This is a genomic window from Ventrimonas faecis, from assembly GCF_040096075.1.
GTDB classification, from domain to species: domain Bacteria; phylum Bacillota; class Clostridia; order Lachnospirales; family Lachnospiraceae; genus Brotaphodocola; species Brotaphodocola faecis.
In genome coordinates, this window is record NZ_JBBMFJ010000002.1 from 142,637 (window position 1) to 168,698 (window position 26,062).

Genomic DNA, 26,062 nt, shown 5'->3' on the forward strand with positions numbered 1-26,062 from the left:
ATTCCGCGTTCCTGCTGTGCAGTTGGACTTTGTTTTTGTATATAAAAGAATGTGCCCTGGTACAGGATGCAATTTTCTATGAAACAAAAATGCGCCTTCGGCAATGACTCCGAAGACGCATACATATGCTTGGCTGCTTCCCTCCGTTGGCATTACCCAAATCAGGTACGGTCGAAGATGTATCTTCCTCTCAGCCTGTCACACAGGCTCCCGCGCTTAATATTTTCTTACATTCCTAATAAGAATAGCACAGACCAGATGGCTTGTCAATTCGATATTGCTGTTCACGTGTTGCGCAAACAGAAACGAATTTTGCCGATGCTTCGGATCCCGTTCAGAGTGAGCAGCATGGTGACGAATTCCGCACAGGGAAATGCCAGCCAGACCCCTGGCATGCCAAACAGAGATGAAAGCAGAAACGCAAAAATCAGGATGGCAACAAAGCCGCGGGATATGGACGAAATAAACGCCCACTGTACCGACTCCACAGCACTGAGGATGTTGGTTCCGACAATGTTGATTCCTGCAAACAAAAATCCGGTAAAATACAGGCGCAGTCCCTGTTTGGCCAGTGCTGCCAGTTCCAGATCATGTTCCCGGTTGAAAATACCGGCCATTGGTTCTGCCCAGATCTGGATGAGAATAAGCACGATCACGGCTGTGCAGAGTGCTGTTTTTAAGGCGAGCCCGATAACAATATGAAGATTTTTCCTGTCACCCTGACCGTAGAAACGGCTGATCAGCGGCTGGGATCCCTGGGCAATTCCGTTAAACAGGGCAACGGCAACCAGAGAAAAGTTTGCTACCACCCCATAGGCTGCAACACCTATGTTTCCGGAAAGTCCAAGGATGATCGTGTTGAATGCAACGGTAATGACACCGGAGGAGATTTCACCAACAAAAGCAGATACACCTACCTGACAGGAAAAGAGCAGCCTTCTCACGGACAGTCTGACCGGTTTTAAGATTACCGTATTGCGGCCGGAACAGAAATGCCGCATACAGATCAGAATGCTGACAATAGGGGAAAGAGCAGTTGCAAGTGCTGCTCCCGCCATAGAAAGCCCGCATGGAAACATCAGGACATAGTCAAAGACGATGTTAAACAGATTGCTTCCAAGCGTTGCGAACATGGCAATGGACGGATCTCCGTCATTTCGGACAAATGCTGTGATGATATGGTTCCACATAAAAAACGGTGCAAACATCAGGAAAATGCGGGTATACGAAAAACCTGTATTCACAATATCCGTGTCACCGCCAAGCGCATGGATTACCTGACCGGGAAAACATGCACCTGCCAGAATAAATATCAGACTGATGACAGCGCCCCATGCCAGTGCATGGAAGAAATAACCTTCAGCTTCTTTGATTCCTTTGTTGCGCTCTACGGTGAAACGAATTGCGGAGCCGACACCAATCATGGCTCCGATAGCAAAGATCAGGTTATAAAGGGGCAGCACCAGATTGAGAGCGGTAATACCATTAGCTCCAACGGCCTTGGAAATAAAAAAGGTATCTGCAAGGATATAAAGGGACATGCCAAGCATGCCTAACATGTTTTGTGATACATAACGGACGAACTGCTTCTGGATATTCATAGTGCTCATATTATACACCCCGTCCTGTTCTGTTATTTCCAAGCTGCCAGAATGCTACGGCGCTGGCAGCTGCCACGTTCAGGGAATCAACACCGTGTGACATGGGAATCCGCACAGTATAGTCGCAGTTTGCGATGGTGTCAGCCGCCAACCCATCCCCTTCCGTGCCAAGTACGATTGCCAGCTTTTCTTCTGCCATGACGGATGGATCATCAATTCGGACAGAACGGTCTGTGAGTGCCATGGCAGCCGTTTTAAAACCGGCTTCCCGCAGAATATCCATAGCCGGATATGGCCAGGTGCTGCTGCGGTCAAAAACGGTCCACGGAACCTGGAACACAGTTCCCATGCTGACGCGGATGGCCCTTCGGTAGAGTGGATCGCTGCAGCCGGATGTAAGCAGGACTGCATCCATGTTCAGCGCTGCGGCTGAGCGGAATATGGCACCGACGTTGGTCGGGTTTACTACATTTTCCAGGATGGCAATCCGATTTGCTCCTGCACAGATGGTGGAAACAGATGGCAATACCTTGCGGCGCATGGCGCAGAGAAGACCTCTTGTAAGGGCAAAACCGGTCAGTTGTGTAAGAACTTCCATGGGAGCTGTATAGACTGGGATGCTGCCACAGCGGACAAGCAGCTCCGCAGCCGGTCCATGAAGCCCGCTTTCTTCAGCCAGGATGGAAATCGGTTCATAACCGGCATCCAGCGCACGGTTTATGACAATAGGGCTTTCGGCAATAAAAATACCGGTATCCGGTTCAAAATAATGAAGCAGCTGATTTTCTGAAAGCCGGGAGTAAAGGGCAAGCTCTGGCCGGTTTAAGTCCGTCAGCGGTATAATGTTTGCATATGGCATGGGTAAAATTCCTCACTCGATTTGATAAAAACAAACCTTATTATAACCAATGCCTGTTCTCGATGCAAGTTATTCCGCAAAATATACGACTGTCAGATACTCGCCGGAATGAATCTGCTCTGATTTTAAACCGTTCATGCGCTTTAGCTCTTCTACATATTCCGAGCGGGAGTAAGGGCTCCCCTCACAGTACTGTTCTGCAAGTTCCCAGAGACTGTCTCCCTGACGCAGCTGGACACTGGTATAGTAACGGTTAAGCCCCGGGGCGTTCTGCTCTTCCGCTCTGGCATTCAGCAATGTGTGGCCGAAGAAACCGGAACAGAATGCAAGGATCATCAGCAGGATGACAATAAGGCTGCGGAATCTGCGTTTTCCATTTCTGTATGTTTTCATAAGTAAAATCCTCCCGTTTTCAATAATCCGAACGTACGTTTGTTGTGCCTTTATTATAGAATCCGAACGTACGTTTGTCAATATGTTTTTCAGGGAAAAGCGAACAAAGGTTTGCTTTTTGGAGAAAGCTGTGTTACTATATCCTTATAAAAACAGAAGAAATCCGCAAGGAGGAAATATTATGAGTCAGGGCAAGATTACCGCAAAACAGCAGGAAATTTTAACATATATCAAAGAATGCATTTTAAAGAAGGGTTATCCGCCGGCAGTCCGGGAAATCTGTGAAGCTGTTCACTTAAAATCCACCTCATCCGTTCACTCCCATCTGGAGTCTCTGGAGGCTAACGGCTATATCCGCCGGGATCCGACGAAACCGCGTGCCATTGAGATTCTGGATGACGAATTCGCGCTGAACCGCCGTGAGATGGTCCAGGTACCGGTAGTCGGTACCGTAGCAGCCGGAGAACCCATCCTGGCACAGGAGCATATTGAGGATTACTTCCCGATCCCGGCCGAAATTCTGCCAAACACAGAAACCTTCATGCTGAAGGTAAAGGGCGAAAGCATGATCAACGCAGGCATCTTTCACGGTGACCAGGTCATTGTAGAGCAGACGAATACCGCGGAAAACGGAGAGATCGTTGTTGCGCTGGTGGATGATTCTGCCACAGTAAAACGCTTTTATAAAGAGGATGGCCATTACCGCCTGCAGCCGGAGAATGACACCATGGATCCGATCATTGTGGATCATGTGGAAATTCTTGGCAAGGTGATCGGACTCTTCCGCATGATGGCCTGATCACGTTCACATGTAACGCCGTTTTTTTATGAATGTAAAATGGACGGGCAGGGCTGCAGCCTGCTCCGTCCATCCAGACGTGTTTCTTATCTTTCCACCATATACTCCATCCAGGGGTTCTCCTCGGGAACCAGTGTGCAGCGCACCGTATGTCTGGAACTTCCATTATAGGTGCAGGTAAATAAGGTGAGATCCCATTCTCCTGCCACCATCCGCTCTACGCCATCGGGTGCAATTACCTCGGTGCCGGATACCTGATACACAAACCGGTTGCCATCCATATCGGTAAATATCACCGGATCTCCTTCCACCAGCTTCCGGATGTAGCGAAAATGTTTCTTATAGCTGTGCCCGGATATGATCAGATCGCCGGTATATACTGAGCCCACATACCGGCAGGGCGCAATCTTCAGTCTTTCATCACTCCAGTCCCGGATCACCGGCAGCTTCAGCGACAGGGTCGGGATCTCCACCACACCAATGTAGATCTGTCCGTCAATCACCTTTTCCGGCATCTCCATCTGCGGATTATGAACAAATTCCGGAATCTCCATCTTCTCGCTCTCAGACTCCGCTTCCTGCGCTCCGGACTCTTCTTCTGGTTCCGTCTCCGGCATTGCTTCTGCCACCTGAACCAGCGCCTGATCCGCATTCCGCTCCGCCTGATATTCTCCCCACAGATTATATCCGGTAAGAGAAAGGGCTGCTGCAGTAAGCAACAGCCCCATGATCTTCAATAACACTCCATCGTGTTTACTTTTCTTCATGACGATTTCTCCGACTCTTATATACACCGGCCCCGAACATCACGATGCCGCCCAGCGCCAGAAGCGGTACTAACCACCACAGGGTACCCGTCTTCGGTAATGCAGCTAACGGAATCTCACCTTCCATAATACCGGTCAGCGTATCCATCGGGCTTAACGGTGGTGCTTCATCTATAATCTGCGTGACCACAGTTGATGTGGAACCGCCGCCGCTGCTGCTTCCGCCACCGCCGCCACCGCTGCTTCCGCCACCGCCGGTATAGTTGTTGGTAAATACGATGTTTTCTGATTTCGCAGTATCCTGATTCTTGTAAACCACCACGGTGGTTTCTCTGCCGCCGGTCTGTGCATTGGTCACATAAATGATCATTCGGTAAAGATTGCTGTCATACTGTCCCTTTGCATTGGAGCCTGCCGTCTGACGAATCGTGTACTGATAGATTCCCAGATTCGGAAATGCAATCGGCCCCAGCGTATACTGGCCGGCTGCTGCAACCTTCAGGTTATACACCCCATCGGTGCTTCCCTCCGGCATGGGATTTCGCTTATCTTCTGCAGTCAGAACCACGTTCAGTTCTTCTGGTGTGGACGGCTTATAGCCTGTAAGCTCCAGTGTAACCGGAACCTGTACCACCGGTACCTCCGTTGTCTCCGCTCCCATGGCAGCCATAGAAAACATCGGTATGCTTAATGCCGCCATCAGCAAAATGGAAACAGCCCCTTTTAATATTTTTTTCATACGAATCCTCCTATCTGCCAGAATGCGGTTTCATCTCCGCCAACACAATGGTTCTTGCATCTGTAAACTCGGTGGAACAGGTGGAAAGCAACAAAATCTGGTTCTCTCCGCTGCTGTTTCTGAGTTCTGAAACCTTATCTGCATTATAATGCATTGCTTCCTGCTCTGTCAATGAGAGCAGTTTATCAATATCAGCCTCATACAAATGTGGATCAAAAATGGCATCTTCCGAAGCCTCCACAAGCATACAGGCAAAGATTTCCAGGTCATAAACTCGATCCGGCAAGATCAGCTGGCCGGTCTTGTTCTCATCAAAAAATGTCTGATCCTTAAATTTATCCAGGTCGCCGAACATATCACCTTCTTCCATATGGTGTCCATACAGAAGCGAAACCAGATCATGAAAATCATGGTCATTTCTGGAATCCAGGAAAATGCTTCCGGCGAGAGCAAAATTCCCATATACATCCTTGTTGATATAAGTAAGATTCGTTTCCCCCTGTAAGATGGGGAAATCGATGTTTGTATTGTCCAGTGTCACCCAGGCACACACATCCGGGTTCACCGCCAGCAGTTCCTCGAAGGAAGCTCCCTCCTCCTCGGTAACAACCGGTTTCAGTTTGAGCATGCTGTCCTGTACATTCTCCGCCGCCGCATAGACCTGATTGTTATCCCAGAGTGCGTATCCGGCATAGGATGCTGCGAGAAACAGCGACATAACCACAATCAGATTCAGGAAGGAATTGGCTGCTTTCAATATGAATCTTGACATTCCCCTTCTCTCCTCTCTTCCTCTGAATGATTTTGTAATAGCCGGGGCGGACGGAAGTACCATCCGCCCCAGGTTCATTACTGAGTGTTAAAGCTTACGTGTTATGTAATCGATCAATATAAGGATCAATTAGAACATTTCCTCTTCTTTACGCTTCTTAGCTACGAAACCAACCATGCCCAGAGCTGCTACTGCAAGGATCATGATGTATGGGAGAGAATCAAGGGTGATACCGGTATCAACGGTTACGCCTTTATTGTTGGTGATATCTACTGTTTCTTTCGCTGTATCAATAATTTTTACATCATTTCTATCTGAACAATCATAAATAGCCGTATCATATCCGCCCTTAGTACCATCTGTATAATCATCCTCAACTACGCTATAGGTTACACCATAAGGCAGATTAGCAATTGTAATGGTTTCACCATGCTTCAAATAGAAGTCGGCTGGAGTCCCTACAGTAATGCTAGTCGGATTTGCCGGAATAGTTCCATTTCCTGCAAAAGAACCACCGCTAACTGTATAGGATTCTGCATAATTCTTTCCTTCTTCACCATTCAATGTAACAGTAACTTTAAAGTATGCACTCTGATCTCCCATATTACCGGTTACAGTCTTACTGATTGCAAGAGATCCTGCAGAATATTCATTAGTAAATCCTGTGGTTTTAACATCTGTGATTCCATCCTTATCCTTATCTTCCAAAGCCAAGGTACAAAATGCTGTATAATAAGTCTTTGTTCCCTGATCATATGCCACGGTTACTTTCAATTTTGCTACTCTAGTATCATATGTAACGCCGGCGGTTTTACCAGCAGTTTCAGTTACATTATAAATATAGATACCAACACCCGGCCATACAATATCCTTAAGTGCAACATCCACAGTTTGCTCTAATCCAGCCGTTGTAGCTTTTCCAGCTTCGAATGTAGTCGTAGCAGCAGCAATTGTCGGCATATCACGCGTCGTTAAATTTGCATTTGATTCAGTAAGACTTACCGGTGTAAAAGTAAATGTAAATGTTTCTTTCGGATTCGCCGTTTCTGGATTGGTTATTTTATATGTCTTTGTAAAACTTGCATCCTGATTCGTTTTTGGTTCTGCCCAAGCCGTAGAACTCATTCCCATAACCATCGTTGCTGCTAATACTGTAGCTAAAGCTTTCTTCATTTTTCTCATACCAATTACCTCCTATTTTAAATTTCTTTATTCACTTTTCTATCTAACTGCCTTTCGGCAAGTTATTCATGGTTTGTCTGGCCTGATCTTTTAGAGGCCTCTTCTGCGGAGAATGGTGATCACCTTTCCCTCCACCTGTTTCATTGGAATCGGTCCGAAATCCCGGCTGTCTGTTGCATTGGTTCGGTAATCTCCCAGAACGAACACATGACCTTCCGGCACCCGATAGGGGTATTCCAAACCTTCTTTGGCATAGGTTGGATACATAATTTCTCCCGATTGTGCTGTACCATTTACAAGAAGTTTTCCGCTTTCATCAAGAGTAACCACATCGGTTTCTCTTGCTATAATTCTTGCCACTTCCTGTTTTCCATCAACGGTGGCGACAATCACATCCTCTTTTGCATAATCTTTCTGCAACCGGAATGCAATGATCAGGTCACCGTCCTTTACTGCTGGAAACATTCCTAATCCGCTGTTCTGTGTGATCAGAAATACCTGTGTGAAGATCAGGTATGCGGTAAGCCCTAACACGATGATACGAAAGAACAGGCTTTTATAACCTTCTCTTGTATTGAGTGCCAGTCTCCGGGCTCTGATCACATCGGCAGCTCGAACATTTTTCTTGTTCTTGCCCATCACCCATCCTCTCTTCCAGCGGGGCCGTCCCCAGACTTGTATTCCTGTAATAATGTTTCATAGCGGATTCGTTCCGCTGCCAAAGCTGCTTCGTAGAGTTTATTTAACTCATCGATCTTCTTCCAGACATCCTGTTCACTGACACCGCCGAACAGCTGTTTTTGAAAGCGAACCTTCTTCAGCCATTCGACGATATTCTGTTGTTCGGAATTCAGTACTGGCTTATCTTGTTCAGGCATTGGCTGGTTTAAAACGCTGTCTTTTGCCATCCTGCTGCCCTCCCTTAGTCAAGATCTGAGTCATCTTTCTTACGTTTGCGTACTACATAAACTGCAATACCAAAAATTGCGATGCCAAGGATGACTACGTATGGCATGGAATCCAGAAGGATACCGGTATCGATGGTTGGGTTCTTTGTGTTGGTAAATACAAGTGCTGTATCTTCATCAACTCCAACAACCTCCACTCCCATGGTAGTAGTTTCCTTGAGTTCCGTTGCTGTTCCTGTTCCTGTTTTATCAATTTTAGCCGTGTAATCTGCCATAGCTTCAGAAACACGAACAGTCGCACCTTTCGGAACTCCGGTTACAACCACTGTTTCTCCATGCCTTAAGGTAAAGGACGCATTATCTTTCAAAGGAACTTCATTCTTTGTTAAAGTATAACCAGAATATGATGCGCCATTAACTGTGACTGATACAGTAAATGGAAAGTCCTTTGTTCTGTCCCCTAATGAACCTGTGACTACCTTTGAAACATCAATTGCCACGAGTTTTGTATAGGTATTTGTAAATGATGCTGTTGCAGAAGTACCTTTGCCAATCGTACCATTCGTTCCATTAGTTGTTGTTGCTACCTGATAGCCTCTTACATTCGCTGTTCCCTCAACTTCTGAAACAGTGTAATCTGTATTGGGCGATAATCCTTCGATTGAATAGGTATACTTCATAGGATCTGATGAAGACTGTGTCATATCCTTCAAATAAACATCCATTTGATTTTTCAAACTCGAACCAGTTACTGCATTATTATTTTCATCTTTCCAGTCCAATTTAACACTAAATGTCAAGGTATCCATCAAACTGTCAATTTCATCCTGAGTAAGACCAGCGAATGACTTTTCAATCGTCAGTGTACCTGGTTCAATTTGAATAACAGGCTTCAGATATGACTCTGTATTTGTAGTTCCGTTATAAGAATAAGTTACATATGCTCCATTATCAGCATTGGAATACAAACCATCTGCAAAACCATCTTCAACTTTACCACTTATTGGTCCATGCGTTCCCGTTCCTGCTCCCGGTCTATCATTATATGTTCTGCCTTCCACACGATATTCTTCATAAGCAGCTTCCGTCGGCTTTATATGAGCCGTAACAAGATACGTGTACCCCTCCTTCAACTCATATGTATCCGGGAAATCTAACGTAATCGTCTTTGTATGGTCATCATAGCTTGCGGTAAGTGTAACACCATCCACATTCAATGTGCCATTATTGCTGCTTGCCACTACAGTATCAGACCGCTTCACTGTTATGGTTAACTCTGGTTGATTATTACTGTCTGTTACCATCGTCACATTTTTGCTCAGCACATCTGTAACTGTAACATTTGTACATCTAAGAGTCGTAACGGCTGCCATGATAGAATTAAATGCACTGTTTAACGTCGTAGTGTCTGTTCCTTCGTAGAACATACGGTTTTCTGCATTCACGAGAGTTGCCGCATTTTTTAAATCCTTCAGTTTTTGATAATTGTCTCTTGGTCCCACACCAACCGAAAAGAAATAATGTGCCGATAGTGTTCCTATCTCCGTTTTTGCAGCATTAAGATTGAGATTGCTGTTATCGAATTGACCGTTTCCATTCGTGGCTCCATTACTGTCATATCTAAATGTTGGATCTCCATCTGAAACAAAAATTACAGCAGTCAATGCACCCGTTCTGGAACTTTTAAGCAATTCCTTCGCTTTTCGCAATCCCGCCTGATAGTTAGTACCTCCATTTGACCGTGGTTTTGTCTTATTTGTAATGGAATTCGCAGATTCTGTCCAACCTTGCAACAATTCTGCATCATCCCATGCCGACTCACCACGATTATTATTTCCACTAAATGCCACAAGAGAAAATCTAGTATCAAGATTCTGATTAGATGCTAATTGATTAGTTAAACTATTAATTGCATCACCGGCTTTTTCGCGTCTCGTATCTCTGTTGTTATAAGGCGGCCAATCTTCAGTCATAGAATAATCCATGCTTCCTGACTCATCCAAAACATATACAACATCCAACTTAGCTTTCTTTGTTATGCTTCCAACCTGACCGGCTATCGTCAGTGTCAAATTATAGGTGCCATCATCGAGACGTTCCGCATACTTATCATGAGCCAACTTCTGTTCTTCAATTTCCTCTGGCGGTGTTGGCGTTGTACCTTCTCCACTATACACTAACAAGATCGTAGAATTATCAGGAAGATCAGATGCCTTATCCCAATTTTCATTGGATGTACTATATTTAAATTTATAGCCCCGCCGATACCAATACGCTGTAATATAACGAAGGGATGCTCCGGAAACTGTCTCTAAATGTGCTCCTTCAAAGTGACGATTTTCAATAGCATAGGCATATGTATTTACATCAACAACCTCCCCCATATCTTTAGATATTGGTTCAGTTGGTGCCGATGTACAGGGGATCTCCGATCCTTTTTCATCCACATACTTAATTGTAACTGTTCGGCTTCTATACCCTTGCCATGTCACCATAAACCAGGAGAAACTCTCCACCGCAAACTCCGCAGCCACAACCGCGTTGTCTTCTTTCACTTCCACAGTACCGCTGGTCTCGGCGGTTGTATCAGCGACCTTCTCAACCTGAATCTCACCGGTTTCTGCATCTTCTTTCAGATGCTGGATTTCGATGTTCTCGGGTGCTACATCGGCCGGTAATGCTTCTTGCTTCATCTCGATAAAGACTTTTACTTCTCCGTATTCCGGATCTGGTTCGATCTCTGCTTCGCTGCCGCTGGATGCATCCACAAACCGGATATCCAGTGCCATCATTCCGTCATAGACCGTTGCTGCTTCATCCAGCTTATCCTTAGCGTCCTGATATTCCTGACCTTCCAGCTCGGTTACTTTCAGGGTAACATTTTCCGGAAGTGCGCCTTTTCGTGCCACAACGGTTACCGTTGCTTTATCGAAAGCCGGATCGGAGGTGTATGTTTCTGTCACTCCGTGATCCACAGCCCAGTCATATGCTGCGTCGTTCAGTGCCATCTCATCAACGGTTGTTTCGAACACAACAACTGCTTCGCCATCCAGCATAACCGGTCTGTACACGATTCCATCGATGATATCTGCATTTGCATTGGACGGGCTTGCCTCCTCTGCATTGGATGGAGTTGCTTCATCCGTTGCATCATCAGTTTCTGTCTCATCGACTTTATCCTCTGCTTCTTCGCTGTTAGACGGAGTTGCTGTGGACATTACCACGTATGTATTGTGACGGGTTATCGATGCTGTAACGGTTCCCGCATCAGAACTTCCGTTTTCACTGCTGTCTCCGGAATTATCACTGCTCTGCTCAGATCCACTCTGGTCGTTTTCTGCTGATGCGCCAGAGTTGTCGGAACCTGCATCGGATCCGGCATCAGAACCTGTGTCAGAACCTGTATCAGATCCGGCATCACTGCCAGCCTCGCCACTGGTACCGGAATTTTCTTCATTTCCTGTGTTGGTTCCGGCATCTCCGGTGTTTCCGGCATCGCCTTTTCCATCATCTGGGGCCGCCTCTTCTGTTCCGGCTCCATCCGTTGAATCCGTATTCTCTGTTCCGCTTCCACCAGCTGCTTCCGTCTCCGGCGCATCTGTGGACCCTTCGCCTGAAGCTTCCGTTGGGGTATCCGTTGATTCTTCGGTTGAAGCTTCACTGGAGGCTTCCGTTTCTTTTCCGGCATCGTTACTGGCCTCTGTGCCAGTTCCTGCCTCTGTCTCTGCTTCACTGCTGTTTTCTGCTGCAGTTTCCTGAGATGTCACTGCTCCGGGGCCGCCGGCGCTGCTTCCACCGCCACCGCCGCTGCTTCCGGAACCGCCGCCTTTACCAGCTGTCGGCGCAAAGTCTGCTGCCGATAATAACGGATCTACCGCATCCATCTCCACTGCACCTGCAGGTGCCACCTTGATGACATCTGTATACTTCTTCTCATCCACGCTGATAACAGCCTTCCGCTCCAGATCAGACGTATTGGTCAGGAGGAAATAGATCTTCTCGGATCCGTCCAGAATATACTCGCTGACACCTTCATCGGAAAATTCGATCTCGTCAGACAGCTCTGCAAAGGCCCGCAGCTTCAGGGCACCTTCATGATCTGCTCCGGACAGGTTCAGTTCAAACAGATCCAGACTATCTGCCATGGCCCTGTAGTCTTCCGCTGCCGTTCCCTGAAACTCCTTCAGATCTGCCCGATGATCCTCTGACACTGCTGTCTGAATCGCATCATACAGATCATAACTGCTCAGCTTAAACTCATAGGGTGTATTGAGTCCCTCATCGCCTGCAATTGCGGTATTCGCTACATTACCCAGTACCATGCTCACGCACAGGGCTGCCGCACAGATTCTTCTGCCATCCCGATTCCAGAAGCGCTTTAACATAGGAACTTTTCTCCTGCTTCTCTTTCTGATTTTATCTTTCTCCATAGATTATTCTCATCCTCCCTCTTCGTTGTTTTCAGGTTCGAGATAATCGATTTGCCTGGTGGAATCTTTCATAATCAATCCGATCTCATATAAGAACTTTATCAAATCAGCTATCAAAGAACCTATCAAAATTAGAAAAATTTTTGATTTCCGTAAGATATTTTACGAAATTCTTATCTACAAAATACAAAAAAACTGTCAATTGCTGTTACCAGCAAAAGACAGTTTCATTTTTTATTCTTCCCGTACAGGCAGCGGAAGCTCCGACAGAGAACAAACGACATACTCCATCTCCGCTCGTGATCCGGCTACTTTTTTCAGATTGTTGTTGATCCTGCGGTACACGATCTCGCAGCTGCTCTCATCGGCTGCGATCAGCAGAATCAGGTACTGGGAGTTATTGTACTGTGTGTAGACATCTCCTTTTCGAAGGCTGTTTCCGATCACATCCTTGAGGATCTGGGCACGCTCTTTCCGCTTTTTCTCATTCTGAAGGCGCTTTCCCTCGTAATCCACCAGCGTACAGAGCATCAGATAGTAGGAACGGCCGGAGCGGTCTATGTTGCGGTTAACCATATGGCAGATATCTACGAAGCCCCAGTAAGAGCAATAGTAGGCTTTATCGTCAGATTCGTAGCCACCCCCCGACTGAAAACGGTTCCGGATATCTTTCATGATCTCATCCATCTCTCCGGGCATGTGGCGAATCTTACTGTTCATGCGCTCGTAACAGGCCATCATCTCCGGGGAAGCCGGAAGTCCCATCTCGTCCGCATAGCGCTGAACCATATCATTGTACATGGCGTAAGCCCGCTTATACTCCCCCTTGTCCATCAGAAGATCAATCTGACAGATCTTCCAGTTGTCAGCGGGATCCATCTGGATCACATGCTCGTACAAGGCTTCCATCGCCGCATAATCCTTCTGACTTCTATAATACTCAGCCAGCCACTGAACACAGCGTTCATACCGCTTCTTCAGCCTCAGGTTCTCCGACATCACCCAGATCTCCGTACTGATCGACGGAAGCAGCTCTCCCCGGTACACCTCAAATGCCGCCTGATAGAAGGAATGCTTCTCCCTCTGGTCCGTGGTCTGCTCCGCCTGATCTAACAGTTCTTCGAACTCATGGACATCCAGCTTCAGAGGATACTCCGGATCCGGTATATAGACACCGTCCACCCGGGTCACATACTCCCCCTTTGGCAGTCCGGCCTTCACCATCTGCCGCCGCAGCTGATAGATCAGATTATTCACACTGTTGTTGGTATCAGCAACAGTGCTCCGGTCATACAGAGCCTTCGCCAGCTGCTCCTTCCCGACCCCTTTCTTCCCCCGAAGCCAGACCAGCTGCAGAAGCTGTATACATTTCAGGGAACTGTTTCTTCCCAGTATCAGTTCTTTTCCCTCACAAACAATTGAAAATTCGCCTAACATACGAACTGTAAAAAATTCCCGGTATGCATCTGTCATCTTCAATTCCCCCTTGCAAGTAATATGTACTCTCAACTGTTCCGATTATATCATATATTTTCAGGGCTTTCTATGCTCAAACATGTATAATAATGAATAATAATGTATAGGGTAGTTGCCCGGTCATGCCAGAACCAGGCACCAGAGCGGTACTGTAACCATGGAAAGCAGCGTAGAAAGAACAACACACTTGGTTGCAAAAATTTCATCCTTATCATACTTTGCGGCAAGTACAGCAGTAACACTGGCAGCCGGCATACCGGACAGGACCACGGAAACGCCGGTAACAAGACTGTCCACATGGGCCAGGTGGCATGCCGCAAATACCAGAAACGGAATAAAGACCAGACGGATAAAGCTGTAGTAAATCGTATCCCGTTCCGGTAGAGAACGCAGCGGCACTTCCGCCAGAATGGTACCTACTAACATCATGGCAAGAAACGTATTGCCGCCAGCTATATTTTTGATGGTCAGACTGAGAAAGCCCGGCAGCTGAATCTGCAGTATCATGATCAAAAGCCCTGCAAACACTGATACGATACAGGGATGTGTGCAGACTTTTTTGATCAGGGATTTGGCATCCGGTGCCTGGGTAAAATAGGTCAGTCCGATAGACCACATGAAGGTACGCTGGGGAATGGTATAAATAGACGCATACAAAAGTCCCAATCCGCCGAACACACCCTCTGCAATGGAATTTCCCAGAATGCCTGCATTGGAGCAGATGGTGGCGTACTGAAGCACTTTCTTGCGTTCATCCGGGAAACCCGGATAAAGGATGCGGCCCAGCAGCCAGGCGCCTGCCTGGATTGCAGTCGCAACAATGATGATAACCAGACAGCTCAGCAGAATCTGGTGGTTAAATTCGATCTCAAACGATTTGATGATACTGGCTGGCAGGGTAACAAACAGTACAAGATCGGTCAGCAGTCCCTTTCCGGCATCCGTGATCATTCCCGTTTTCCGAAAAAGATAGCCCAATATCATGATAGTAAACAGCATTCCCTGCATGGAAAACAATCCTGAAAAATCCATATTGCTCTCTCCTACGGCCGCTCTGTATCTGAACCGGCCTTTTTCTTATTTTGTAAATTTTTCTCTTCCTTATCATAGTACAACCATTTCATAACGTCAAATATACTTTTTTGATAACTGTCATAACCTGCATCGGCAGCTCTGTTTTCTTTTTTCTTCCGGAGTTCACCAAATGTTCACCATTTTGAAGAAAACTTAATAAAAAATCAATGGTTTTTTCGATTGCTTTGTAGTAAACTCATGTTTGTCAGTTCCGGTACCCTGGAATGACAGAGAAAGATCAGAGGAGTGATATATTATGAAAAAGGCATTATTAATCACTGCTATCGCAGCAGTTTCCATCAGTGCAGCAGCATGTTCCAGCAAAAAGACCGCAGAAACAACGGCAGCTCCGGTAGAGACCACCGCAGCAGAAACCACGACAGAGGCAGAAACCAATGAGGATTACACCAGCGGTATCATCACTGCCATTGACGGAGATGTACTTACCGTAAAAGATGATTATGACGACGAAGAAAGAAAATACGACATTTCCGGCGCTGACGTAACCAACGAATTCCCGCTCTCCGAGGGTGACTGGGTTGACATTACCTTCCAGGCTGACAGCACCGAGGATCCGATCCCGGCTATCGCAGTAGATGTTACCTCTTCCGTATTAGAGCAGAACATGGATCCGGTTGCCGAAGGCAAGATCAAAGAAGTTGCTTCCGATACCATGACACTTGAGGTTGATGGTGAGGAATACAAGATTCTGACCGGCAACGCTTATGTAGTAGGAAAAGATGGCATCAAGGCTGACGCAGACGCAGAAGTTACCTACCTTGGCGATCTGGACGACGAGCCGCTGGCAATCAAGATCGTTATGGCTGACGCAAAAGATTCCGACGATGCTAAGATCAACGCATTCGTAGGTAAGGTTGCACAGATCGGTGAAGATGGTGATCATATCGTTCTGGAAGCACAGACCGGTGATTTCTTCACATTTGTTTCTGACGATACTGATTTCAGCCAGTATGCAGAGGGTGATACCCTTCAGATCCAGTATGATGGTTCCATCAACGACAAAGAGATCCAGGCTGTAAAAATCACCAAAAAGTAATCTTTCATTCCATATCGCAGATTCCAAAAAGACCGCCACATAAAGTGACGGTCTTTTTGAAATTACGGAAATTTTTAAATATCGTATCCGATCATGCGGATATAATCCTTGATCAGTGCTACTACCTGGTCAAGCTCCAGTTTGCTGGCGTTGATTGGCAGGTCGTAGTTGGTGACATCCTCCCACTCTTTTCCGGTGAAATACTTGTGGTAGGATTTACGCTGTTTTGTGATCTTGTTTAATTTGTTGAGCGCTTCTTTGGTGTCGGTAATGCCGTCAGTCTCCTGGGTTCTGCGCACACAGGTTGGAATGTCTGCGTAGACAAAAATCTTAACCAGGTCTTCCTTCCCTGCGGTTTCCAGGATATAATCTGCACAGCGTCCAACAATCACGCAGGACTCTGCGGCAGCCAGCTCGCGGATGACCTCGGACTGGAAGCGGAACAGGTTGTCTGGAGAAGTTACATCGCCCTCCGTCTTTGGTTCCTCAAAAATGCCTGCAGGGAAACGCAGGTTTCCAACAATCTTGCGCAGCAGGTTATTTCCTGCTTTTTCATCAGCGAGGCGGAAATATTTTTCTCCTACGGCGCTTTTTTCCGCGGTCATGCTCAGGATCTCATCATCGTAGAATGGGATATTCAGTTCCTCGGCCAGCTTCTTTCCGACGATACGGCCGCCGCTTCCGTACTGACGCTCAATGGTAATAACCAGTTTGCTTTTATCCATAAGAAATCCTCCTTTTGGAAATCATGATGATCTGTATTTGGTACATTTAGTATAGCACAAAACCGGCAGAGTGCCAAACTTTTTTACACTCTGCCGGTCCGTAACATGTTTTCTGATTATTTCAAAACTATTTTGCAAGCATCATGCGGTCATTCGCAAATTCTTCCCCGCTTGCCTCCTCAAATTTGTGGAGAAGATCTTCTACTGTGAGATGTTTCTTTTCCTCTCCTGCCACATCGTAAATGACATTTCCCTCATGCATCATGATCAGACGGTTGCCCATCTGAATGGCATCACGCATATTGTGGGTGATCATCAGGGTGGTAAGCTTCTGCTCTTCTACCATCTCTGCAGTCAGATCCAATACTTTCTTGGCTGTTTTCGGGTCCAGCGCAGCTGTATGCTCATCTAACAGAAGAAGCTTCGGTCTCTGCAGGGTGGACATCAGCAGAGTCAGGGCCTGGCGCTGTCCACCGGAAAGCAGTCCGACCTTTGATGTAAGACGGTCTTCCAGGCCAAGTCCAAGACGTTTTAACATATCTACATAGAGCTTACGCTCTTCATTTTTGATTCCCGGTTTTAAACTGCGCACTCTTCCGCGGCGCAGAGCCAGTGCGAGGTTTTCCTCAATCCCCATGGTTGCTGCGGTTCCGTTCATCGGGTCCTGGAATACACGGCCCAAAAATGCGGCACGTTTATATTCCGGAAGACGGGTGACATCTTTTCCATCAATTACAATGGCGCCGGTATCGATGGGCCAGACTCCCGCAATCGCGTTTAACAGCGTGGATTTTCCCGCTCCGTTTCCGCCGATTACCGTAACGAAATCTCCATCGTGTAAGGTAAGATTGACACCACGAAGGGCTTTCTTTTCATTCACAGTTCCCCGGTTAAAGGTTTTTGTGATATTCTTGATCTCCAGCATGTTCTCCTACCCTCTCTTTCCCATATTTGAAAAATAACGGCTCTTCCAGGTAGGAATTGCCAGGAAGACAGCAACAACCGCTGCGGATAACAGCTTTAACAGATCGGTATCAATTCCCATCCAGATGACAACCTGCAGTACCAGATAGTAAATAATAGATCCCAGGGCAACGCCAAGCAGCTTCAGGCCAAAGTTGCGGAAGATTTTTCCGAAAATTGCTTCACCGATGATCACTGCGGCAAGTCCGATGACGATGGCACCGCGGCCCATATTGATATCCGCAAAACCCTGATACTGACAGAGCATGGCACCGGAAAGCGCTACCAGGCCATTTGATATCATGAGTCCGAGAACGCGGCTCAAATCCGTGTTGATTCCCTGCGCGCGCGCCATTTTATCGTTGCAGCCGGTTGCGCGTAAGGAACAGCCAAGCTCAGTTCCGAAGAACCAGTATAAAATAGCAATCAGAATAATGATCGCAATGGCTACAATCAGGATTGTATTTTTATAGAATGGAACCTTCCGGATAAAACGCAGGGAAACCAGCAGGTCATATTTGTCGACGTTGATTGCCTGATTCGCTTTTCCCATAGTCTTTAAGTTGATGGAATACAGGCCGAGCTGGGTCAGGATTCCGGCCAGAATTGCGGGAATTCCCATAAAGGTATGAAGGATTCCGGTTGCAAGTCCGGCTACCATACCAGCCGCCGTCGCGCCCGCCATGGATACCCACACATTCTGTCCGGACAGCATCAGCATAATGCAGACTGCGCCGCCGGTTCCAAGAGAACCGTCTACGGTCAGGTCCGCAATGTCCAGGATCCGGAATGTTAAATACACGCCAATGGCCATGATACCCCAGATCAGTCCCTGTGCCACTGCGCCAGGCAGGGCATTTACCAAACTCATCATATTTCAGTTACTCCTCAATCGCAATGTAATCATCCGGAACGGTAATGCCAAGTGCCTCGCAGATGGTCTTGTTGTATTTCTTGGTGAACTGCGGAGCGTATTCAATCGGCATTTCAGAAATATTGGATTCACCGGTCAGGATCTTTACAGCCATCTTACCGGTTGCTACGCCAAGGTCATAGTAGCTGATGGAAAGGGTTGCTGCACCGCATCCGCTGCAGATACCTTCCTCGCCTGCGATGATCGGTACGCCGGCCGGCTGGCAGATGTTGTTGATGATCTCGGTGTTTGCTGCAGCAGTATTGTCGGTCGGGATGTAGATGACATCAGAGCTGTTCGCTGCGTTGGTGGCAATGGTTGCCAGGTCGTTGGAATCAGAGAATGCGTAGTATTCACAGGTGTAGCCCAGTTTCTCCAGCTCTGCCTTTACGGTATCTACCTGATACTGGGAGTTTGCTTCTGCGGAACAGTATAACAGGCCAACATTCTTTGCGTCCGGGAACAGCTCCTTTAACATGGCAGCCTGCTCATTTAACGGTGCCAGATCTGCGGTACCGGAAATGTTTCCGCCAACGGTTCCGTTAAAATCATCAATACCGAGAGCTACGCCGTACTCGGTAACTGCAGTTCCGAGAACCGGAATGGTATCCGTGCCGGCCTGTGCAGCCTGAAGGGCCGGTGTTGCGTTGGCCAGGATCAGATCTACATCTTCTGCGACAAAATTGTTGATAATGGTGGAACAGGTATTGGAATCACCCTGCGCGTTCTGCTCATCAAAGGTAACCTGGTCTCCAAGTGCTTCGGTCAGGGCATCTTTAAAGCCCTCGGTAGCTGCATCCAGCGCTACATGCTGTACCAGCTGGCAGATACCAACTTTATAAGAAGCGCCATCTGCAGAAGCTTCTGCCTTTGTTTCGTCTGCGCTTTCAGCTGCAGTGGTGTCTGCTGCTGCCTGTGTGGTCTCGGCAGTCTTACCAGAGCCACAGGCGGTCATGGATGCGGCCATCATTCCGGCCAGGATCAGTGCAAGTGCCTTTTTTGTCTTTTTCATAATACAACTCTCCCTTTTCTTATATTCTGATTTCATAGCAAAAGCTTGAACTTTTTCCATCATACTACACTTTTTTTACTCCGTCAATTTAAAGCTTTAATTTCCTGTAAATTCAACGCATTAAAGTGATAAGGATACATTTATATAGGCCATAACTTATTAAGTATTTGCGCTTTACATATATTTAACCTATAATAATAACCGTAACAACTAAGTAGTGTTCTGAGATCCAATATAGCTTCTGTTTCAAAACCGATGGCTCTTAAATCCGATTTCTGCCAAATGATCGTGAAAAATTTTGCCATACGGATGGAATATGGAGCTTTATTGGTATATATAAAAATATTTATTCACAGGGGGATTTTATGGAAGAAGTAAATCTGCAGGAAATGCTTGCTGCCAGAGAGCGGCGCTGCTATCTGCAAACCCAGCTGCTGCATCAGTATAAAAAAAGCCTCATCAGCTTTACCTTAAACATCCCGGGACCAGTCAAAGTCCTGCCGGGTGTTCCGGAAGCATTTGCAACCGGCTGTCAGAGAATCGAGACACTGTTAAAAGACCGTCTGGTTCTTATTCAGCATATGGAAACCATAAAGGAAAAAACAGGATATGAAGCTTTTTACAGTGTTGACGCGAATCCGGATTTCATAAAAGAGCTGATGGTCTCCCTGGAGGATCAGGACCGGATTGGACGCCTGTTCGACATCGATGTGCTCCGCCCGGACAAAAGCAAGGTCTCCAGAGAGGATATGGGGAGCGCGCCAAGAACCTGCCTGCTCTGCGGACAGCCGGCCCATGTATGCAGCCGCAGCCGCAGACACAGCGTTGCGGAGCTGACCGCAGAGATTGGAAAAATCCTGAGCGGATCATAAAATAAATTGGGGATTGCGGAGGACTGGTATTTATGATTTCTTCTATTTTTTCTGAGGAATGTGCCTATGCGCTCATGGCAGAGGTAGGCGCTACTCCAAAACCGGGACTGGTGGACCGCCATGACAGCGGCGCGCATACGGACATGAATTACGATACCTTTGCGGCCAGCACAACGGCAATCGTTCCCTATCTGACCCGGATGTTTGAGGCCGGTCAGGCCTGGGAATCCAAGGATTTCAATGCCCTCTTTGAGAGCATCCGCCCAATCGGAATTGAGGCGGAAAAAGCCATGTTTGCTGCTACAGATGGAGTAAATACGCACAAAGGTATGATTTTTTCGATGGGAACCATTGCGGCGGCGGCAGGACTCTTTTACAGGCGCCACGAAAAATTTGACGCAGAAAAGATTCTGATGCTGGCCGGATATCTCTGTTACGATGCCATGCGTAAAGATTTTCAGAAGATTGACCGGAAAAATCCACGGACCAATGGAGAGCTTCTTTACCTGCGCTACAGTACCAAGGGAATCCGCGGAGAGGCCCAAAAAGGTTTTCCCTCTGTTCGTACTGTGTCACTGCCAAAGCTCCGCTCTGCCTTTTCCAGCGGACAGACCGAAAATGAAGCGTACTTAAATACCCTGCTGACTCTTATGGCGAATGTGGACGACACCAACGTGTTAAGCCGCACCAATACGGTAATACAGGGTTATGTCAAGTCCGAGGCCGCGCAGCTCTTAAAAATAGGCGGAGCCTCCACCAGCCAGGGAATGGAGGCTCTGAAAAAGCTGAATCAGAAATTTATTTACATGAATGTCAGTCCGGGCGGCTGTGCCGATCTTCTGGCTGTCACAATTCTGCTCTACCGACTGGAACAGCGAAATCCGCAATAAGCTGAGGCCTCAGAACCCGTTTGTATGTACATCACAGAAGCTCCCGGTAAACCCGGAGTACATTGTCATGGAACACGGCTTCAATTTCGCCGGTGGTAAAACCTTCCCGGCTCATTTCATCGGCCAGAAACTGCATGCCGGAGCAGTCCTTCATCTCTGTCGCGGTGTCAATCCCGTCAAAGTCAGAGCCAAGTCCGATACAGCCAATGCCCCCGATCTGTTTCATATGCTTCATATGTGCCACCATGTCGCTGCAAAGTCCCTGCAGCGGCATTTTTTTGTCTGCATCCTTCAGGAATGGGGCGTAGTAATTGATTCCGGCTACCCCTCCCCGCTCTGCCAGGGCACGGATCATCTCATCTGTCAGGTTGCGCGGATGATGGGCAAGCGCGCGGGCGTTGGAATGACTGGCCACAAAGGGCTTTTTCGTATAATGAAATACATCCCAGATCCCGGCATCATTCAAATGGGAAATGTCGATGATCATGCCAATCCGCTCCATCTCCTGCACAAAGGCAATTCCGGTCTCTGTCAGGCCATGTTCCGTATCCGGCACGGCTCTGGCCGGTGAAACACTCTCATCCTTTCCATTCGGGAAACCAAGCTCATTGGGGAAATTCCAGGTAATCGTCATCATGCGGGCACCCAGACGGTAAAAATCACGCAGACAGGCCAGATCTCCTTTACAGATTCCGCCCTCTTCCAGAGTCAGCATGGCAGACATTTTTCCGGCTTTCCGGTTTTCTTCGATATCCTTCCAGCTCTTTACGATTCCAATGCGGTCAGAATACGGTTCCAGTTCATTATAGAACAAATCGACCAGTTGCATGGCATAGTGAAATGGATCTTCTGTTTTCCCCAGATGTACGAACATGGCAAAATTCTGAAGGAGATAATCTCCTTTCTGCATTCGTTTTAAGTCCATGTGCAGATGATTTTCCAGAATGGAAACCTGCTCGCCCCGTTCCCTGGCATGAAAAAGCTCTGATATGGTGTCACAGTGCATATCTGCAACCTTCATAATAGAAATCCTCCCTGATATAAAAATTATGAAAATGAGACCGGCGCTTCCACCGGTCTCAGTGTTGAAACAGGCCGCTTACAGTGTCTCTGCCCGTTCTTCAATATTCCGTTTGAAATTGATGACCTCATGCTGATAGTCCCGGTTCATGAAACAGGATGTAATCATGAAATCCGCAGTGGCCTTGTTGACCGCCATGGGAATGTCGTAAACCTGTGCAATACGCATCAGGGCTTTTACATCCGGATCGTGAGGCTGTGCTGTCAGCGGATCGGAAAAGAATACGACAAAGTCAATTACGCCTTCCACGATCTTGGCTCCGATCTGCTGGTCACCACCAAGAGGGCCGCTGTTGTAGCCTTTTACGGTGAGTCCGGTCTGGTCCGTGATCATGCGGGCTGTCGTGCCGGTACCGTAAAGATTATGCTTCTCCAATTCCGCTTTATGCTCTTTGCACCACGCAATCAGCTTTGGTTTTTCGTTGTCATGAGCGATCAGTGCAATGTTCTTCTTGCTGCCAATAGTAAATGTAATGTATTCCTGAGACATATAACAGATCCTCCTTATTCTTTCTGTGTAGAATAGTTACAACGTATCACAGATTTCAGAAACTCTCAAGTGAAATTTTTGTAAAATCAGCTTTCTGGATTCTGCAAAGATTCAATGAGTGCCCAAATTTCATCTCTTCCCTGTTTGGTTTCCGCGGAAAACGGAATCAGGACATCTTCTTTTTCCAGGCCAAGACCCTCCCGCACCATTTTCACATGCTTCTGAATCTGGCTTCGCTTTAATTTGTCCAGTTTGGTGGCAATGATGACCGGTTTATAACCGTTGGACACGATCCAGTCGTACATCAGCTTATCGTTAGCCGATGGATCGTGGCGGATGTCAATGAGCAGAAAGATACATTTGAGCATCTGTGATTTCTTTAAATACCGCTCGATCATCTTGCCCCATTTCGCCTTGACTTCCACCGATACCTTTGCATAGCCGTAGCCCGGAAGGTCAACAAAATACAGGTCATCATTCACATTGTAAAAGTTGATGGTCTGGGTCTTGCCAGGCTGTGAGGAAGTCCTCGCCAGCGCACGGCGGTTTAACAGGCCGTTGATCAGGGAAGATTTTCCTACGTTGGATTTTCCGGCAAAGGCAAATTCCGGCAGCAGATTTTCCGGCAGTGTGCTGGTAATGCCGCAGACCGTCTCCAGTTCCGCTTTTCTAATAATCATCGTTCTTCCTCACTTTTCCTTTTATGCAAGTGCTGCAGCCAGCACATCCTCCATACTCTTCATGTAGAGAATGGTCAGTCCTTTTGTAATTTCTCTGGAAAGTTCCGCAATATCCGCGCGGTTCTTCTCCGGCACCAGAACCGTCTCCATGTGGGCCATCTTCGCAGCCAGGATTTTCTCTTTCAGACCGCCAATCGGAAGCACACGGCCCCGCAGGGTAATCTCTCCGGTCATGGCAACCTTGGCCAGAACCTTACGGTTCACCACGGCAGAGAACATGGCCGTAGCCATGGTAATTCCGGCAGACGGTCCGTCCTTCGGCACAGCACCCTCCGGAATATGAATGTGGATGTCATGCTTTGCGAAATAATCATCCGGCACATCGTACTGCGGGCAGATGGAACGGACGTAGGTCAGTGCCGTCATGGCGGATTCCTTCATGACATCGCCCATCTGGCCGGTAAGCTTTAACTCGCCTTTGCCCGGCATCACATTCACCTCAATCTGCAGGGTATCACCGCCTACGCTGGTCCATGCAAGGCCGCGCACAATACCAACCTGGTCCTCCTCATTGGCATCCTCAAACGTAATCTTCTCCTTGCCAAGATACTTTTCCAGATTGGATTCCGTTACCCGGATATGCGCCTTTTTATGTTCCAGATACTCTCTTGCGGATTTGCGGCAGATTTCACCGATGCGGCGCTCCAGGTTACGGACACCGGCCTCACGGGTGTAATTGTGAATGATTTTTTTCAGGGCAGAGTCAGAAATCACAAGCTGGTCCTTCTTCAGGCCATTGCGGTCTTTCTGTTTTTCCACCAAATAGTTACTCGCAATATGGAACTTCTCGTTCTCCGTATAGCTGTTGACTTCAATGACTTCCATACGGTCAAGAAGCGGTCCCGGAATGGTCTGTGTGGTGTTGGCTGTCGCAATGAACAGGACGTTGGAGAGATCAATCGGAAGCTCTACATAATGGTCACGGAACTTCACGTTCTGCTCTCCATCCAGTACCTCCAGAAGCGCGGAGGAAGTATCTCCCTTATAGTCACTGCTCACTTTGTCAATCTCGTCTAACAGCATCAGCGGATTGGAAACGCCCGCCTGACGCAGTCCGTCTACCAGACGGCCCGGCATGGCTCCCACATAGGTCTTTCTGTGACCACGGATCTCCGCCTCATCGTGTACACCGCCCAGACTGATGCGCACATACTTTTTATTCAGGGCGCGGGCTACCGAACGGGCAATGGATGTCTTACCGGTTCCCGGCGGGCCCACCAGGCAGATGATCGGGCTGTTGCCCTTCTTTGCCAATACACGCACGGCCAGATATTCGAGAACGCGCTCTTTCACCTGCTCCAGGCCGTAGTGATCCTCTTCCAGAATCTGTTTTGCGTGTTTGATATCATTGTTATCCTTGGATGTTTTATTCCATGGAAGCTCCAGAAGTGTTTCGATATAGGTGCGGATCACGTTGCTCTCCTGCCCGCCGCCCGGCATGCCTTTCAGGCGGTCGATTTCCTTCTGAAGCTTTTCCTTTACTTCCTTGTCTGCTTTTAAGGAAGCAAGCTGCTTTTCGTATTCATCCGCGTCGGATAACAGATCTTCGCCAAGCTCCTCACGGATTACTTTCAGCTGTTCCCGTAAAATGTAATCTTTCTGATTCTTGTCGATGTTTTCTTTTACCTTTTCCTGCAGTTCCCGGTGAATCTGGGATACCTCGATCTCATGGATCAGGTTGGTGAGAAGTACCTCATACTGTCCTGCCAGGGTTGTCTCCTCCAGATAGCTCTGGCGGATCCGGTAATCCCACGGAAGTTCGCTGGCCATCTGAAGCATCAGGGTTTCCAGATCTTCACAGATCATCAGACCCGGCAGAATTTCTTTACTGAATTTCGGATGCTGGCGTCCGTAGGATTCCAGCTTTTCTTTCAGGATACGGGACATGGCCTCGGCTGCAGCGCCATCCACATCTGCCTCCTGTTCACTGGTGAGGAGCACCTCGCCGATCAGAGCCGGTTCTGTGCTGTCCAGATCCAGAAGCTCCGCGCGCTCCTGGCCTTCTGCCATCACGCGGACAATGCCTCCCGGCATCTTCACCAGCTGCTTTATGTAGGAAACGGTACCGATATGATAGAGCTGTTCCAGAGACGGATCCTGAATCTCCGGGTCCTTTTGGGCCACCAGGCAGACTCTCTGATCGCTGACCATGGCTTTTTCTACCGCCGCAATGGATTTCTTGCGGCTGATATCGAAGCTGACAGTCATCTCCGGAAGCATGGTAAGTCCGCGGAGCGCAATGACCGGCATCGTTATAATCTTTGTATCTTCCATCAGGTTCCTCCTAAAATATAAATGGACTGAAATGGAAAATGGGAGC

The 26,062-nt window shown here is 47.6% G+C and carries 24 protein-coding genes and 1 riboswitch; of the genes, 4 read left to right on the forward strand and 20 right to left on the reverse strand.

Annotation, left to right across the window (positions count from 1 at the left end; genetic code table 11):
- Positions 1-120: 120 nt before the first annotated feature.
- Positions 121-224, reverse strand: a riboswitch (TPP riboswitch).
- 60 nt (positions 225-284) lie between these two features.
- The 3 genes from WMO41_RS01750 to WMO41_RS01760 all read right to left on the reverse strand — a co-directional run bounded on the left by WMO41_RS01750 (position 285) and on the right by WMO41_RS01760 (position 2,853).
- On the reverse strand, positions 285-1,619 hold the full coding sequence (locus tag WMO41_RS01750) for an MATE family efflux transporter (RefSeq protein ID WP_494338414.1): 1,335 nt from the start codon (positions 1,617-1,619) through the stop codon (positions 285-287).
- The gene (locus WMO41_RS01755) at positions 1,612-2,460 is read right to left on the reverse strand and encodes a TrmH family RNA methyltransferase (RefSeq protein ID WP_349228352.1); all 849 of its coding nucleotides are present in this window, start codon (positions 2,458-2,460) and stop codon (positions 1,612-1,614) included. The genes WMO41_RS01750 and WMO41_RS01755 overlap by 8 nt, the downstream gene beginning before the upstream one ends.
- Positions 2,461-2,529: 69 nt before the next feature.
- The gene (locus WMO41_RS01760; RefSeq protein WP_349228353.1) at positions 2,530-2,853 is read right to left on the reverse strand and encodes a LysM peptidoglycan-binding domain-containing protein; all 324 of its coding nucleotides are present in this window, start codon (positions 2,851-2,853) and stop codon (positions 2,530-2,532) included.
- A gap of 181 nt (positions 2,854-3,034) precedes the next feature.
- On the opposite strand from WMO41_RS01760, the gene lexA reads away from it, so the two are divergent.
- Positions 3,035-3,652, forward strand: coding sequence for a transcriptional repressor LexA (gene lexA, locus WMO41_RS01765; RefSeq protein WP_349228354.1), 618 nt, complete (start codon positions 3,035-3,037; stop codon positions 3,650-3,652).
- Positions 3,653-3,738: 86 nt separating this feature from the next.
- On the opposite strand, the gene WMO41_RS01770 is transcribed toward lexA, so the two are convergent.
- From WMO41_RS01770 to WMO41_RS01810, 9 genes are all read right to left on the reverse strand, one after another.
- A complete protein-coding gene (locus WMO41_RS01770; protein WP_349228355.1) occupies positions 3,739-4,419 on the reverse strand; it encodes a sortase in 681 nt (226 codons plus the stop codon).
- Positions 4,406-5,158 (reverse strand): Spy0128 family protein, encoded by a 753-nt coding sequence (locus tag WMO41_RS01775; protein WP_349228356.1) that lies wholly within the window; start codon positions 5,156-5,158, stop codon positions 4,406-4,408. Before WMO41_RS01775 ends, WMO41_RS01770 begins: the two co-directional genes overlap by 14 nt.
- Before the next feature lie 10 nt (positions 5,159-5,168).
- Positions 5,169-5,930 (reverse strand): class B sortase, encoded by a 762-nt coding sequence (gene srtB / locus WMO41_RS01780; RefSeq protein WP_349228357.1) that lies wholly within the window; start codon positions 5,928-5,930, stop codon positions 5,169-5,171.
- A 129-nt stretch (positions 5,931-6,059) separates the two neighbouring features.
- Positions 6,060-7,112, reverse strand: coding sequence for a DUF7601 domain-containing protein (locus WMO41_RS01785; protein WP_349228358.1), 1,053 nt, complete (start codon positions 7,110-7,112; stop codon positions 6,060-6,062).
- A 90-nt stretch (positions 7,113-7,202) separates the two neighbouring features.
- Positions 7,203-7,751: a signal peptidase I gene (gene lepB / locus WMO41_RS01790; protein WP_349228359.1), complete on the reverse strand. Its 549-nt coding sequence runs from the start codon at positions 7,749-7,751 to the stop codon at positions 7,203-7,205.
- A complete protein-coding gene (locus WMO41_RS01795) occupies positions 7,751-8,020 on the reverse strand; it encodes a hypothetical protein (protein ID WP_349228360.1) in 270 nt (89 codons plus the stop codon). Before WMO41_RS01795 ends, lepB begins: the two co-directional genes overlap by 1 nt.
- Before the next feature lie 14 nt (positions 8,021-8,034).
- On the reverse strand, positions 8,035-12,450 hold the full coding sequence (locus WMO41_RS01800; protein ID WP_349228361.1) for a DUF7604 domain-containing protein: 4,416 nt from the start codon (positions 12,448-12,450) through the stop codon (positions 8,035-8,037).
- A 234-nt stretch (positions 12,451-12,684) separates the two neighbouring features.
- The gene (locus WMO41_RS01805) at positions 12,685-13,923 is read right to left on the reverse strand and encodes an AfsR/SARP family transcriptional regulator (RefSeq protein WP_349228362.1); all 1,239 of its coding nucleotides are present in this window, start codon (positions 13,921-13,923) and stop codon (positions 12,685-12,687) included.
- 123 nt (positions 13,924-14,046) lie between these two features.
- Positions 14,047-14,958: an AEC family transporter gene (locus WMO41_RS01810; RefSeq protein ID WP_349228363.1), complete on the reverse strand. Its 912-nt coding sequence runs from the start codon at positions 14,956-14,958 to the stop codon at positions 14,047-14,049.
- 298 nt (positions 14,959-15,256) lie between these two features.
- Between WMO41_RS01810 and WMO41_RS01815 the strand changes: the two genes are divergently transcribed.
- On the forward strand, positions 15,257-16,057 hold the full coding sequence (locus WMO41_RS01815; RefSeq protein ID WP_349228364.1) for a hypothetical protein: 801 nt from the start codon (positions 15,257-15,259) through the stop codon (positions 16,055-16,057).
- A gap of 74 nt (positions 16,058-16,131) precedes the next feature.
- On the opposite strand, the gene WMO41_RS01820 is transcribed toward WMO41_RS01815, so the two are convergent.
- From WMO41_RS01820 to WMO41_RS01835, 4 genes are all read right to left on the reverse strand, one after another.
- Complete coding sequence (locus WMO41_RS01820) at positions 16,132-16,782, reverse strand: cytidylate kinase-like family protein (RefSeq protein WP_349228365.1); 651 nt, start codon at positions 16,780-16,782, stop codon at positions 16,132-16,134.
- 127 nt (positions 16,783-16,909) lie between these two features.
- Positions 16,910-17,707, reverse strand: coding sequence for an ABC transporter ATP-binding protein (locus WMO41_RS01825; RefSeq protein ID WP_349228366.1), 798 nt, complete (start codon positions 17,705-17,707; stop codon positions 16,910-16,912).
- A 6-nt stretch (positions 17,708-17,713) separates the two neighbouring features.
- Positions 17,714-18,619, reverse strand: coding sequence for an ABC transporter permease (locus WMO41_RS01830; RefSeq protein ID WP_349228367.1), 906 nt, complete (start codon positions 18,617-18,619; stop codon positions 17,714-17,716).
- A gap of 7 nt (positions 18,620-18,626) precedes the next feature.
- Positions 18,627-19,670, reverse strand: coding sequence for an ABC transporter substrate-binding protein (locus tag WMO41_RS01835; RefSeq protein WP_349228368.1), 1,044 nt, complete (start codon positions 19,668-19,670; stop codon positions 18,627-18,629).
- Between the two features lie 365 nt (positions 19,671-20,035).
- On the opposite strand from WMO41_RS01835, the gene citX reads away from it, so the two are divergent.
- The gene (gene citX / locus WMO41_RS01840; RefSeq protein ID WP_349228369.1) at positions 20,036-20,542 is read left to right on the forward strand and encodes a citrate lyase holo-[acyl-carrier protein] synthase; all 507 of its coding nucleotides are present in this window, start codon (positions 20,036-20,038) and stop codon (positions 20,540-20,542) included.
- Positions 20,543-20,574: 32 nt separating this feature from the next.
- Positions 20,575-21,432 carry a triphosphoribosyl-dephospho-CoA synthase CitG gene (gene citG / locus WMO41_RS01845; RefSeq protein ID WP_349228370.1) on the forward strand — a complete coding sequence of 286 codons (858 nt, stop codon included), beginning with the start codon at positions 20,575-20,577 and terminating at the stop codon, positions 21,430-21,432.
- Positions 21,433-21,463: 31 nt separating this feature from the next.
- Here the strand turns inward: citG and WMO41_RS01850 are convergent, their stop codons facing one another.
- From WMO41_RS01850 to lon, 4 genes are all read right to left on the reverse strand, one after another.
- Positions 21,464-22,453, reverse strand: a complete 990-nt coding sequence (locus WMO41_RS01850; RefSeq protein ID WP_349228371.1) for a dipeptidase — start codon at positions 22,451-22,453, stop codon at positions 21,464-21,466.
- 78 nt (positions 22,454-22,531) lie between these two features.
- Positions 22,532-23,002 (reverse strand): methylglyoxal synthase, encoded by a 471-nt coding sequence (locus tag WMO41_RS01855; protein ID WP_349228372.1) that lies wholly within the window; start codon positions 23,000-23,002, stop codon positions 22,532-22,534.
- An 86-nt stretch (positions 23,003-23,088) separates the two neighbouring features.
- Complete coding sequence (gene yihA / locus WMO41_RS01860; protein WP_349228373.1) at positions 23,089-23,682, reverse strand: ribosome biogenesis GTP-binding protein YihA/YsxC; 594 nt, start codon at positions 23,680-23,682, stop codon at positions 23,089-23,091.
- Positions 23,683-23,703: 21 nt separating this feature from the next.
- Positions 23,704-26,016: an endopeptidase La gene (gene lon, locus WMO41_RS01865; protein ID WP_349228374.1), complete on the reverse strand. Its 2,313-nt coding sequence runs from the start codon at positions 26,014-26,016 to the stop codon at positions 23,704-23,706.
- Positions 26,017-26,062: the final 46 nt, after the last annotated feature.